Source organism: Mucilaginibacter paludis DSM 18603, from assembly GCF_000166195.2.
GTDB classification, from domain to species: domain Bacteria; phylum Bacteroidota; class Bacteroidia; order Sphingobacteriales; family Sphingobacteriaceae; genus Mucilaginibacter; species Mucilaginibacter paludis.
In genome coordinates this window covers 8155054-8169111 of sequence record NZ_CM001403.1, presented here as the reverse complement: position 1 = coordinate 8169111, position 14058 = coordinate 8155054, and the positions used below count along the sequence as shown (strand labels likewise).

11 protein-coding genes are annotated in these 14058 nt (G+C 42.0%); 1 reads left to right on the top strand and 10 read right to left on the bottom strand.

The window, feature by feature from the left end; genetic code table 11:
- Window positions 1–40: 40 nt before the first annotated feature.
- From MUCPA_RS34580 to MUCPA_RS34545, 9 genes are all read right to left on the bottom strand, one after another.
- Window positions 41–1870 carry an ABC transporter ATP-binding protein gene (locus MUCPA_RS34580; protein ID WP_008513186.1) on the bottom strand — a complete coding sequence of 610 codons (1830 nt, stop codon included), beginning with the start codon at window positions 1868–1870 and terminating at the stop codon, window positions 41–43.
- Window positions 1867–3591 (bottom strand): ABC transporter ATP-binding protein, encoded by a 1725-nt coding sequence (locus MUCPA_RS34575; RefSeq protein WP_008513184.1) that lies wholly within the window; start codon window positions 3589–3591, stop codon window positions 1867–1869. The genes MUCPA_RS34580 and MUCPA_RS34575 overlap by 4 nt, the downstream gene beginning before the upstream one ends.
- A 13-nt stretch (window positions 3592–3604) precedes the next feature.
- Window positions 3605–4006, bottom strand: a complete 402-nt coding sequence (locus MUCPA_RS34570; RefSeq protein ID WP_008513182.1) for an MFS transporter — start codon at window positions 4004–4006, stop codon at window positions 3605–3607.
- Between the two features lie 81 nt (window positions 4007–4087).
- A complete protein-coding gene (locus MUCPA_RS34565; protein ID WP_008513180.1) occupies window positions 4088–4744 on the bottom strand; it encodes a BON domain-containing protein in 657 nt (218 codons plus the stop codon).
- Between the two features lie 138 nt (window positions 4745–4882).
- Window positions 4883–5278, bottom strand: a complete 396-nt coding sequence (locus MUCPA_RS34560) for a hypothetical protein (RefSeq protein WP_008513177.1) — start codon at window positions 5276–5278, stop codon at window positions 4883–4885.
- A 102-nt stretch (window positions 5279–5380) separates the two neighbouring features.
- Window positions 5381–6034: a BON domain-containing protein gene (locus MUCPA_RS34555; protein ID WP_008513176.1), complete on the bottom strand. Its 654-nt coding sequence runs from the start codon at window positions 6032–6034 to the stop codon at window positions 5381–5383.
- Between the two features lie 109 nt (window positions 6035–6143).
- Window positions 6144–6575 (bottom strand): cupin domain-containing protein, encoded by a 432-nt coding sequence (locus MUCPA_RS34550; RefSeq protein ID WP_008513174.1) that lies wholly within the window; start codon window positions 6573–6575, stop codon window positions 6144–6146.
- A 35-nt stretch (window positions 6576–6610) separates the two neighbouring features.
- Window positions 6611–6838: an SHOCT domain-containing protein gene (locus tag MUCPA_RS37390; RefSeq protein WP_008513172.1), complete on the bottom strand. Its 228-nt coding sequence runs from the start codon at window positions 6836–6838 to the stop codon at window positions 6611–6613.
- Window positions 6839–6958: 120 nt separating this feature from the next.
- Entirely contained in the window at window positions 6959–9025 is a 2067-nt protein-coding gene (locus MUCPA_RS34545; protein WP_008513170.1) for a copper-translocating P-type ATPase, read from the bottom strand.
- Window positions 9026–9378: 353 nt separating this feature from the next.
- On the opposite strand from MUCPA_RS34545, the gene MUCPA_RS34540 reads away from it, so the two are divergent.
- Entirely contained in the window at window positions 9379–10458 is a 1080-nt protein-coding gene (locus tag MUCPA_RS34540) for a lysylphosphatidylglycerol synthase transmembrane domain-containing protein (RefSeq protein WP_217220375.1), read from the top strand.
- Between the two features lie 9 nt (window positions 10459–10467).
- Here MUCPA_RS34540 and MUCPA_RS34535 read toward each other — a convergent pair whose 3' ends face one another.
- Window positions 10468–13998 carry a chemotaxis protein CheB gene (locus tag MUCPA_RS34535; RefSeq protein WP_008513165.1) on the bottom strand — a complete coding sequence of 1177 codons (3531 nt, stop codon included), beginning with the start codon at window positions 13996–13998 and terminating at the stop codon, window positions 10468–10470.
- Window positions 13999–14058 lie beyond the last annotated feature (60 nt).

Sequence of the window (14058 nt, the reverse complement as noted above, 5' to 3'; positions counted from 1 at the left end):
CAAATGATTGTTTAAGTCAGCTTATACAATTGAGGCCGGATCACTCGAACTGCCCCTGGTATAATTGATAATATCTGCCTTTCTTTTCCAGTAATTCTTTATGGTTTCCGCGCTCTATAATTTCTCCGCTTTCAAGTACCAGGATCTCATCCGCGTTACGAACGGTCGACAAGCGGTGCGCAACGATAAAGCTGGTACGTCCGTTCATCAATTGATCCAATCCTTTTTGTATAAATTGCTCGGTGCGCGTATCAATGGAACTGGTGGCCTCGTCTAATATCAATATAGAAGGCCGCGATACCGTAGCGCGCGCAATATTTAACAACTGCCTTTGCCCCTGGCTGAGGTTACCTCCGTCATTTTGGAGTAAGGTTTGGTAGCCCTTTGGCAAGCGTTGGATAAATGAATCGGCACCCGATAGTGTTGCAGCAGCAACCACTTCCTCGTCACTAGCCTCCAATCTGCCGTACCGGATATTTTCCATCACTGATCCTGTAAAAAGATGCGTGTCCTGCAATACAATGGCGAGTGACTTTCTCAAGCTGCTGCGCTGTACCTTCATGATATCGATGCCATCGATCGTGATGAGTCCCGACCAGATATCATAAAATCGGGGCAGTAAGTTCATGATGGTTGTTTTACCTGCGCCGGTAGAACCCACTAAAGCGATTTTCTGACCTGCTTTGGCAATAATGGCTATTTCTTTTAACACTGCGATACCATTATCATACCCGAAAGTCACCTCATTGAACCGGACGTCGCCTTTAATATTGACCAATTGGACCGCTGCCGCGGCATCAGCTACTTCCGGTATTTCGTCCATGATCTGAAATATTCTTTCAGCACCGGCTAACGCCCCCTGCAACGTATTATACTGACTTGATATCTCGTTCACAGGCCGGCCAAATTGCCTGGAATATTGCAAAAAAGCCGCCAATCCCCCGAGGTCTAAACCGCTGAAGATGGCCAACAGGCCGCCTACCGTTGCTGTTAAGGCGAAATTGATGGTATTTAAGTTTTGGATGATCGGTTGCATCACACCTGAATATAACTGAGCCTTGGTCGCCTTATCCCGAAGATCAAAATTCAACTTTTCAAAGTCGTCTTCCGCTACGGCTTCAAAACAAAAAACCTTCACAACTTTTTGGCCGGTAATCATCTCTTCAATATAGCCATCGACAGCGCCGAGCGCTATTTGCTGGTTGGCAAAAAAACCCTTGCTTTTTTTTATGATGGCAGATGCGACCCATAGCATAAAAGGAACAACAATTAGCGTTACTACGGTAAGCAAAGGACTTATATAAACCATTAGGGTAAAGATCCCGGTCAGCGTAATGGCACTTGTAAATAACTGCAGGATGCTGGTGTTTAAAGCGTCACTAACATTATCCATATCGTTTGTAAAACGGCTCATCAGCTCCCCATGGCTAGTACTGTCAAAAAACTTTAAAGGCAATATCTGTAATTTGCTAAACACATCGGTGCGAATAGCACTGATCGTTTTTTGCGCGATCACGATCATCAGCCGGTTCAGATAGATACCGGTGATGGCACCGATTATATAAATACCAGCCAGTAGTAGAATCATACTTATCAATCCGGGAATATTACGGGGAATGATGTAGTTGTTAATAATCGGACGCAAAAGATAAGAACCCAGCAAAGTAGAACCAATATTGATCAGCAAAAGAAAAAGGACCAGAAACAGCAAAGCCCTTTGCCGGCTTAAGTAGCGCCACAGGCGAATGATGACGAGCCGTGAATTTTTGGGTTTTTCTATGGATAGATGCCCGTGTTTTCCGGGGAGGCCTGCTGGTGCCAGCCGGGCGTTGTTCTTGGCCTGATATTTTTCGTTGCTGTCGCTCATCATTGTAACTGCTGAGAGTTATAAATTTCCTGGTAAACGGAGCTGTTTTTAATTAGCGCGTCGTGGGAGCCAGTGCCGATTATTTCGCCATTATCCAATAAAACGATATTGTCTGCTGATACGATCGAACTGATCCTTTGCGCTATGATGAATATGGTTGTTCCTTTCAGATGCTCCCGAAATGATGACCGCATTTTAGCTTCCGTGATGGTATCAACCGCGCTGGTACTATCATCCAGAATTAATATGACCGGCTTGCGCAGAATTGCCCGGGCAATACAAAGCCGCTGTTTTTGCCCGCCTGATACGTTGACTCCGCTTTGTCCCAAAATTGTCTCATATTGTTCGGGAAGGGACATGATAAAATCATGGGCCTGGGCATCTTTAGCAGCAGTTATTATTTGATCATCTGTAGCTTTTTGATTTCCCCATTTAAGGTTTTGTCTGACCGTACCCGAAAACAGTTCATTTTGCTGCAGCACCAGTTTAAGGTTATTGCGAAGGTTTGGCAAAGTGTAATCGCGAACATCCACGTCGTCAATCAATACTGTTCCGCTGGTCACATCATACAATCTCGGGATCAATTGAACCAGCGTACTTTTGGCGGCTCCCGTTGCACCTATAAGCGCGACGGTTTCACCCGGCTTAATTACTAAATTGATGTTTTTCAAAACGAATTCCGTTCCATCAGCATGGTATTTGAAAAATACATTTCTAAACTCAACTTTTCCCAAACCGACCTGGAGATTCTTTTCTTTTGCGGCAGGCGAATCAACGATATCAATTGTTGTGTTTAATATTTCCAATACCCTGTCAGATGAGGCTTCAGCTCTGGAGAAGGTCATAATTATCATAGACAGCATCATCAGTGACATCAGTATTTGGGTGATGTAGGTAATAAATGACATCAGCTGCCCAACCTGGAAAGTGCCTGCAATAATCGCTTTTCCACCAAACCAGACGATGGCTACGACGGACAAATTCATCACCAGTTGCATCACAGGCATGATCAGCACAACCATGCCAGATGCCTTAACCGCCATGGCTCTTAATTCATCATTGGCGTACCCAAACTTCTTCTTTTCGAAATCTTCCCGGACAAAGGATTTAACTACGCGTACATTCACCAGGTTTTCCTGAACGACTGCGTTGACTCGATCCAGCTTTTGCTGCATTTTTTCAAAGAACGGAAAGCCCTTGTGTAAAATGACATACATGCAAATGGCTAAAACCGGGATAGCAACAGCGATAATAATCGCCAAACCAGCATTAATAGTAACGGCAATAACCACAGCAAACAGCAACATCAATGGCGCGCGGAATAATAAACGAAGTGACATCATGATCACATTCTGAATAATATTAACGTCATTGGTCATCCGGGTGGTAAGTGATGCGGAACTGAACCTGTCTAAATTGGAGAAAGAAAATTCCTGTATTTTGCTGAACATTCCTTTTCTGAGTTCCGCGGCAAAGCCGACAGAAATTTGAGAAGAGTAATAGATATTGCCGACGTTGGCTGCTATGGCGACCAGGGATAAAATCACCATAAAGCCACCGGTATGCAGGATATATGTCAGGTCTTTCTGCTTTACTCCAAGATCCACGATTTTAGACATCAGGAACGGTTGCACAATTTCGCATATGACATCGATAATGACCAATAATGGCGCGAGGATCAGGGCCTTCTTATATTTGGCGAAAAAGGGAAGGTATTTTTTCATGAATTCTCAGCTTTCACGAAGAAGGGGGTTTTGATTTTTCGGTTGTGATCTCCATTACTTTGATCTCGGTTTTTTCCTTGACAATATCCTGGCGGATCAGGCCAAACAAACTCATATAGGCGTTGGCCACATAAACCAATGCAAACCCAGCTATCACGTAACCTGTCCAGTTTGTCATCAATAGCTTATAATCAGTCAGCAATAAAAATATAATGGTTACGTAGTGGCTGAAGCAATACTCGCAGGTAAACAGGTAAAAAAACTTCCTTTCCAGCAGTGTCTTTCCTTCCTTACTTCGTTTAACGCAATATTCCCTTGGTTCCCGGAATACTTCTTCATGCGTTACTGTCCAGGCGACACAGGCTATCGGGATGGCTAATAAGAAAAGCCAAAAGATCTGGGTAGAGTTTGACATAAGTGGCTACAAATAAATCATACTTTGGATGGAAATTGACATGACCGGGAAAACGACCTCATTTTCTCGCTTAATTACATGCTAATCTTTAAGTTCAAGAGACAGTTCATTCTTCACAGTATTAACACCGGGCGCCTGCCAGGCGATCCTTTCCGCTTCTTCTTTTTGATAATAGGAATTAACTACACCGGTTAAAGTAACCGTTTTGCCATCAACCTCGACCCTGACATCCTGATTATCCATAGACCAATTGAGCTTGAGCGCATTTTCGAGGTGCTTTTTCTCCACTTCATCGGGTGTGTCAGCCTTGATAACGATCATGTTTCTTACTTTCGTTATTCCGGTAATGTTTTTCAAACTTTTGGTGGCGGTTTGTTTTTGAAAATTCCACTGAAGTGTTCCTTCCAGTGTTATCACCCCATGCTCCACCTTAATTTTTAATTTTTCTGCAGGAACCCAGCTTGCCGCCAATGTGCTTAATATCTCCCGGGCAATTTCCTGATCAGTTTTGCGAATCTCACTACTCAAAACGACCTCGATCAGTTCTATGATGACTTTCACCCCAGCCACTTTTTTGGCAGCTTCTTCCGCTTCTGCTTTTTTGGCATAGCTGTCAACTGTCCCGGCCAGTGTGATGATACCGTCTTCTGCAATAACACTAATTTTAGCTGTATGTAATAAGGGCTCCCAAAGGAGCGCATTCTCAACATCTGTTTGTAAACCCTGGTTTGTTTTCATAAGAATAGCAGCCTTAATTTAGACCACTAAACTACCCGTAATTGCCTGGTCAGCTATTACGGAATTCCAGTTTATAATTACATCATTCACACATTTGAACAGGAATTTAGCATGGACTGTTGTACTATATTTAATCCTTTAAATCAGAAATAATCGTTTCGAGAAATAATCCCGCACAAAAGAATGCTGCTGGTTCTCTGTAAGTTTATCCGCCGGTATGACTTCAATAACAATATCAGCGAAACGGTGATCTTTCCTTAAGATGTTGAGCAGTTCTACTTTTGCGTCGGTCGGCCCGAAGAGAACGACATCGTTATAATTCCTGATGATCTCCCCAAGAGCTTTGTAATAATCAGCTTCCTCACCTTGCTCTTTATTATGCATTAACTTTTCACTTCTGCCAAGCGCGTTTTCTTTTTCCTGATGTGTGAATTTTGATTCAACCGTAGTTGTTTTAATGGGATCCACTGTAAATTCCATGATATGGGCATTCTGATGATCCATCCAAATACCTAAGCCTTTTTCCGTTGTCATTATCTTTTGTTTAAAAATTGCATGAATATCATTACCCGTACAGGTTATAAAAATACAGGAACCAGTGAAGTATGCCGCACTGGTTCACTGGAAACAGATATACTAATATTCAATAATCAGTTCATTGTCTACGCTCCAAACTCCCGGGGCATTCCAGGCAATTTGTTCTGCTTCATCTTTGGCGTAAAATGAGTTGACCGTACCCTTTAGCGTAACATGGTTACCTGTTACATCGACGTTAATATCCAGATCGTCAATTGACGAATTCCGTTGCAACGCAGATTTGATGGCTGCCTTCTCAATGCCGTCGTGGATATCAGATTTGATTTTAATATTGCTGATAACGCCCATTACGCCGGCAAGATTCCTGATGGCTATTTTGGCAGCTTCTTTCTGATAATTCCATTCGAGTTCACCTTCCAGGGTCACCCAGCCATTTTCAACTTTAACTTTAATTTTGTCTTCCGGAATTTGCCAGTTCCATTTCCAGGCTTTTAAAACCTCGTTGGATATTTCCGTATCGCTCTTTTTACCGAAATCGCTATATTTAATGGTTATTTCTTCGGCTACAGCTTTAACACCGGCTACGTTTTTTGTCGCATCTTCCGCCTCTATCTTTTTAGCATAACTGTCAACAGTGCCTGTTAAGGTCACTACACCATCTTTGGCTGTTACCCCAATCTCAGCGGCATTCAACAGCGGTTCCCATTTGATGGCATCCTGAACATCTTTCTGCAATTCTTGATTCGTTTTCATTTTAATTGTCTTTATCGTATATTGATTAGTGAAGTATCGGCCATTGAGAATCATCTTGAATCCAAGTCAAAAAAACCGGCAAGCCGTTCATCTGGTTGACCGGAATCTTTTATTCCGTTGTCTCTCCATCAAATTTCTCGGGGAAATCCTCGGCTTCTGCTTTAGTGACCCTAACGATCCCGTCCTTATGATTAGCTGGTGCATAAATGGTATACATTTTCAGTTCAGCGGAGGTGCTGGTATTAACAACATTATGTTTAGCTCCGGCCGGCACTACAATTGCATCGCCATCACTAACGTCGTACTCAGTTCCGTTAATGGTACATTTACCTATACCAATTTCGAAGCGGAAAAACTGATCATTGGCGTTATGAATTTCCTCTCCGATTTCTTCGCCGGGCTTCAGTGTCATCAAGACCACCTGCATGTGTACACTAGTATAAAGTACCTTTCGGAAATTGACATTTTCCATTACATCTCTTTCGATATTCGAGTGAAATCCTTTAACCGGATCCACCAATAAATCCACACTGTCTTTCATTTTATTTATATTTAAGGTAATATGATATTGCGGTTTTAACTTCTTTGTATGTATTCCATTTCGATGATTTTCTTTCTTTCATGATATTCCTCAGGCCCTATTTCTCCGGAGGCAAAACGCCGCTGCAGGGCATCGAATGGGCTACGTTTTCTGTTGCGCTGGCCGGGTATATCGTATGGGATAGCGAATATCCAAAACAATAGTATGATCCAAATGAACCACCAGATGAGGTCCATACCCCAGAAATAATTGTAATAAAACATGCTGCTGATTTTTAGAATGAATGGAATGATAACACTGCAAAACTGCTATCTTTTGCCGCGATAAGTATTACGCAATTCTTTTAATAACTTACATGATTCACACGTTTGGTGCCGGCATCGCTAGTTCATGGATTTTACCTTTAACAGACTTGCATTGATGGCCACGACGATGGTACTAAGGGCCATTAATGCGGCGCCGGCAGCGGGGTTTAACATAATTCCTTCATTATAAAGCACACCTGCTGCCAATGGCAAGGCAACAACATTGTAACCCGTGGCCCAGATGAGGTTCTGTATCATTTTACGGTAGGTGGCTTTTCCAAATAGTATTAAACTTACAATGTCTTTGGGATTACTGTTAACTAAAATAATCCCGGCTGTTTCGGCTGCAATATCACTCCCAGACCCCACGGCTATGCCGATATCTGCCTGGGCCAGTGCCGGGGCATCATTTACACCATCACCGGTCATGGCCACAAACTCACCTTTTTTTTGCAGCTCCTTTATTTTTTCCTGTTTTTGTCCGGGCAATACTTCCGCCATGAAACTATCCATTCCCAATGTTTTGCTAACGCTTGCTGCAACTTTGAGGTTGTCGCCCGTAAGCAGCAACGATTTAATATTTTCCTGCTTTAAAGCCTTGATCGCTCCTGAAGACTCCGGCCTTATCTCATCAGATAAAGCAATATACCCTGCCAGTTCATCAGCTATAATTACAAAGACCACTGTTTCCGTATCATTAGCTTTGAAATCACCAGGAACTGTGATTTTATTTTCTTTTAAATAGCCTGGACTAACAACCAATACTTTTTTATGCTCAACAGTAGCCTGAACCCCCTCACCGGTAATCGCCTTAAAATCTGCTGCGGGAGGAATGGCAATCTTCAAATTCTTTGCTTTTTGCAGGATACCTGATGCAATGGGATGTTCTGATTTCTGTTCCAGAGCGGCAGCCATTCTAATGAGTTCGCCTTCCTCTAACCCCTTCTTCAGTGGAACTACTTTTGAAACCTCAAATTTCCCCATGGTTAACGTCCCTGTTTTATCAAATACTACCGTCGTGATCTTTCTCGAATCTTCAAAGGCATTCCTGTTTTTAATCAACAGACCATATTTGGCTGCTAAAGAGGTTGATCTGGCTACTACCAGGGGTACGGCCAACCCCAGTGCATGCGGGCAACAAATCACAATCACGGTGACCATTCTTTCGATTGCAAAGGCTAACGGGTGACCGGTTAAATACCAGTAGAAAAAGGTAGTCAAACCTGTTGCCAATGCGATAACAGTTAACCATTTTGCAGCAGTATCTGCCAATAATTGCGTCTTGGATTTTGATTGCTGTGCGTCATCAACCAGTTTTATTACTTGTGACAGGAACGAGTCTTTTTCAGTATGACTTACGGTAAGTGTAAATGAGCCGTTGCCGTTTACCGATCCGGCAATTACTTTATCGCCTTTTTCTTTCTTCACGGGTTTTGACTCACCAGTAAGCATACTTTCGTTCAGGTAGCTTTCACCTTCTATAATGATCCCATCCGCCGAGACTCTTTCGCCCGGCTTGATCAGTACAATGTCCCCCGCTTTAAGCGTATCGGTTTTAACATCCTTTACTTTATCAGAAATAACCAGGTGGGCATTATCGGGCATTAATGCTACTAATAGCGCTAATTCCCGCGAGGCCCCTACGATTGATCTCATTTCTATCCAATGCCCTAACAGCATAATCAGGATAAGTGTATCCAACTCCCAGAAAAAATCCATTCCTTTTAATCCAAATACAACGGCGGTGCTGTAACCGTAGGCAACTGTGATGGCAAAACCAATCAGCAGCATCATCCCTGGTTTTTTTGTTTTCACCTCATCGACTAATCCGGTTAAAAATGGCCATCCTCCATAAACAAACACAAAAGAAGAAAGCGCTAATAGTATATAGGATGAACCAGAAAAGCTCCAATCTACCCCCATAAACCGCTGGATAATGGTTGACAAGAGCAGGATAGGAACGGTCAGGATAAGCACCAGATAAAACCGCTTTTTAAAATCAGCAATCATCATCGTATGGTGATTTTGATTCTCCTTACCGGGAGCACCTATATGCTGCATTTTACTATGATCCATTTTTAATTGCTCGTTCATCTGGCTTGTTCTTATGGCTAAATAATACCTGTTGAAAATTACACGTCCCATTTTTATTAACGTTATAAAATTCTTCTGATGAATTACATCATTCACACTTTTATCTGATTTGAAACTGGTTATCTAATGCGGTAGACCCATTGTAAACGTGTGAATTATGTAAGCAATGACCGATATCATGTAATAAAAGGAAGAGGCATTCTCAGCATCTTTATGCTATTAGTATATTCTTAATAAAGCACAACGCAATTTCCTGAACGCCGCTAAATGAGGATTAAATTAAGAGCCAGACTAAGAAATGAAAATTAAAATAAGTCCCGAACAGGGCTGCGTACCGGGATGGCTTACTGATCAAGGTCAAAATCTGCCCTTAATAGAAGTCCCCCAGCTGCTTTTAAAAGCTATTGAGATATGAAGAAAACCCACTTTATGTAAAAGATCATAGCATGGTTAAAGTGAAAGCAGTACCGACAAGTTTTTTTACGCCTTCCCGCATCCTTTTTTATGTGTTTTCAATTGTTGTTTTTTACTTCGCCATTCACTACATCGGCAAGCTGAAGAACATTGAAGAGCTGATGCTGCAAATGGAACCGGCCTGGTTGTTCCTGGCCGTATTTGCCCAGGTATTAACTTATCTTATTTACGCCTTCATCATCAAGCTGCTTATTAAAGATAAACCAGGAACAACTGATTACTTTTTGCTGTTTAAATTATCCATCGTCATTATGTTTGTTAACCAGGTGCTGCCTACGGGTGGAATCAGCGGAGATGGATATATCTTTAACCAACTGATCAAAAGAAAAGTATCGAGATACAACGCCTTTACCGCGATGGTATTGGAATCGATCAGTTATTACGCCGCTATACTTATTTTACTTCTCCTTTTTTATACCTGGTATCTTAACAAGGTCACGCACGTTAACATTTTGATAACGTACACAGTGCTCCTGGGATTTGTGTTTTATATCTTACTGTTTGTTTTAGTGCTTATTATAAGTAATGGGCATAATCTATCCTTTGCAATGCATAAGCTTGAAAGGTTTGGTTTTATTAAACGTTTTATTGAAAAAGCCAGTCTTTTATCCCTGCAAAACGAAAATGAAGGAACTTTTAAAATGCTTGGAAGAAAGAAAAAATCTATCATTCAAACAATAGGCCTGCAGCTGATCATCGTTATGAGTGATATAATAACTGTCTTCGCGCTGGTAAAAGGGTTTCATGTAGCCATGCCGTTCCCAATTGTTGCTTTCGGCTTACTATTGTCTCTCGTCATTGGCGCACTTCCTATTTCGCCCGGGTCACTTATTGTTTACGAAAGTGCAATGACCTATTTTTTAACCAAGTTAGGGGCACCGGTTCATGCTGCACTGATCATTACTTTACTTTATCGTTCCCTGACCTTTTGGCTGCCAATTCCTTTGGGGTTATTGGTTTACAGAAATCTGCAGAACAAGACTATTGTAAATAAGTCCGATAACCTGTAGAACTATATTTTAAAGTGGCAGACTAAAATGAAAAGTTGATCCTTTTCCTAATTCACTGTCTACCCACAGGCGGCCCTTATGACGATTGATGATCTCGTTTGACAGGTAAAGCCCAAGTCCAAAGCCGGCAATTTTAGCATTGCTGGCGCTTTCGATCCGGTAATACCGGTCAAATAATTTAGCCTGGTCGGGCAAACTGATACCCAGACCCTCATCTGTTACGCTAACCTCTACTATTGATCTCACCGTCCTGCACGATACCTCTATATTTCCTCCTTTTGGTGAATACTTAACAGCATTACTTAACAGGTTAGTTACTACCTGTCCGATTTTATTCCTATCCGCGTTTACGGATATGGTTTTAAAAGGAAGCAGGTTGATCTGGTGATTGGTAGTTGTTGTCAGCATTTCTTCTTTGATTTCCTGGAGCAGCCCGTTGACTTCAAAGGTTTGTGTACGCAGATAAATTTTACCTTCCTCAAGGCTGGCCGCATCTAAAAAACCAGTGATCATGGTCCCCATTTTTTTAATTTGCTTATTTGCTTTTTCCACAGCTAAGAGGGTTCCCTCGTCATCGTTTTTTTTAGCCTTTAATGCCAGCAACTGCATATTGGCCTGAAGTGAGGTCAACGGTGATCTCAATTCGTGGCTGACCATGGCGATAAAATCGTTCTTTCTTAACTCATTGAGTTTATGTACAGTGATATCCAGCAAAACGCCGCTAAAATAATTGGGAATGTTTTCTTTGTTGTGGGTAAGGTTTCCAACCGCGCGTATCCATCTTAATTTTCCATCATGATGTCCTTGCGAGGGAAACTCTATATCACACTTTTTACCGCCATTGATAGTTTCTTCTATAGCTTCGCTAACAATCAATTGGTAATTTCCTGCGATTTGTGCAATCGCTGCCGGGAATGTCATCATTTGAGCAGACTCAAATCCAAACAATTCTTTAAGCCTGGATGATGAGGTAAACTCACGGGTTTTTACGTTGATGGACCAGGTGCCCAATTCGGCGGCCTCTATCGCCATACCCAGCATTTTGCTGCTCAGGTCGAGCTCCTGTTGTGCTTTCTTCAGTTCTGAAATATCATTAAAGGTAATGATGGCACCATTTCGTTTATTGTCTGCCTGCCGTACATAGGGCATGGTCATGACTTGGTACCAGTCTCCGTTATTAGTTTCAATTTCCTTGGTAATTACATTGCCTTTGGCCAACACTTCGGTAATGTCGGCTAAAATCGTTTCAAATTTAATGTTCGTAGAGATATTGCTCAACGGCCGACCGATATCAGATGGCAGCAAGTTGATTTGTTTTACTGCTCCCGGCGAGAACTTCATGAGCAAAAGATCATCGTCCACAAATAGCTGCCCGTTGACATTGCTCCTGAAATAGTTATTCATGTCATCGTTGGTTTCCAGCAACTCTTTGTTTTTTGACTGGTATTCAGCGTTAATCGTGTGAAGCTCTTCATTAACTGATTGCATTTCTTCATTAGTACTTTGCATCTCCTCGTTGGCAGAAATGAGTTCCTCGTTGAAAGACTGCATATTTTCGTTTGATGAGTCGAGCTTCTCCAGGGCTGACTGTAATTTATCTTTTAACTCTTTTACTTCCTCTTCCAGGTTGATAGCATATTGATCCTGGTAAACTTTAGGATCATAAACGTCTACTTTATTCTCTGCTACTGACCCTGATTTATCTTCATTGAGGGTGACAACGAGCATTTTCCGGTTACTTTGATCAGCCGGAAAGGGCCGTACAGCCATGTTAACTTTCAAGGTTCTCCGTCCAATCTTCATTTTTATATGCTCAACTACAGCCTTCTTGCCGGTATTCAAAACGCTTTTACTAAGTGAACTAAAGGCAACTGCAAGAGGCTTCGATAAAAGTTCTGCGAGGTTCGTAGTGAAGTGTTTTTGTAGCAGATATTTTTTGGTATCCCCAAATGATTTTACCACCTGGTTTTTCTCATCAACACATAAAGAAAGAAAATCCAGGTCCTCAGTTAAACCGGTAACAACTGTTTCTACTATGGTTTGCCTGGCATCTTTAGACATCGTTTCTGCCATCGGCATCGGAAGGCTGTGTTTCGTGTCCAGATAGTCCGGCATACTGAACGCGTCGAAGTTTACCGTGCGTTTGGCCACTAAATTCTGGTAGATCTTCCATTTAGAACTCACTACCCTCAGGTTTTTAATGATATGCATGGGGTTCTCGCTTGGACCCAGAAATAAATAGCCGTCTTTTTTTAATCCGAATAAGAGCATAGCAAATACCTTTTTCTGCAAAACAGGGGTCATATAGATCAGCAGGTTACGGCAGCTGATAAAATGCATATTACAATAAGGCGGGTTCTTTACAAGATCGTGCTGAGCGAAAATGACCATTTTACGGATAGCAGGGCTGATGCGGAAAGCGGAGCCCTCATTTATAAAGTATTTTTCCAGCCTTTCCGTAGAAACGTGTTTTTTTATGCTGAGGCTATAAAGACCCCTGCCTGCATGAGCTAAGGCAAGGTTGTCAACATCCGTTGCGAATATTTTCACTACGGTATCTTTAAAATTGCCCTGTAATTGTTCTTGAATCAAGATTCCCAAAGAATAGACCTCTTCGCCGGTGGCGCATCCGGCAACCCAGATCTTCAGTTCTTCATCCGGTGCAAGCAGCTGCAGCAGGGCTGGTATGATTTCCTTTTGAATGACCTCAAATGCCTGCTTATCCCTGAAAAATGATGTTACGCTGATCAGAAAATCTTTCGAAAGAACTTCTACCTCGTCAGGGTTTTTCTTTAAATACGCCAGATAATTAGAAAGAGAAGGGAAATTAGCCGCTGCGGCCCTTCTTCTGGTTCTTCTTAAAATGGTTGCTTGTTTATAATCGGAAAAGTCCAGCGGTGAATTCGCTTTGATCAGGTCAACAATCGATTTAATATTTTTATCGTCATCTTCTTCAGATATCTCCAATCCGTACTTGATATAGTCTTCGATAGCTGCGGGCATCAATGCAGGCTCCAATATAAAATCAGTTAAACCTGTAGCTATGACATGGGCAGGCATGCTTGGGAATCCTGAAGTTTCCGGATTACGTGCCATGACTATTCCGCCTGCTTTTTTTATTGCTTTAATACCTTCGGTGCCGTCCGAACCCAACCCCGAAAGAATAATACCGATCGCTTTTTTTCCGCAGTCCGTAGCCAGAGAGGTAAAAAATGTGTTAATAGTTAAGTGGGGACCTTTAATGTCCTTCTTATCGCTTAAAAACAATTCTTCTCCGCTTATTGTCATATACTTATCATTTGGGATTAAATACACTTCATTGCTCATCACCTTCATCCCCTGAGCGGCTTCCTTAACAATCAATTTACTGTGTCTGGCCAACAAATCGACCATACGGCTTTTAAAGTCAGATGATAAGTGCTGGATGATAATATACGAAACGCCATCTAAGGGAGTATGGTCGAAAAAAACGTTGATCTCTTCCATGCCACCCGCAGATGCGCCAATAGCGATAATGTGATGGGGGGCAGTTAATTGCATATGAATTGTTTAAAGAATGGTTTTAGTAGTCGGAGCCGAAATTTACGATATAGAATATCA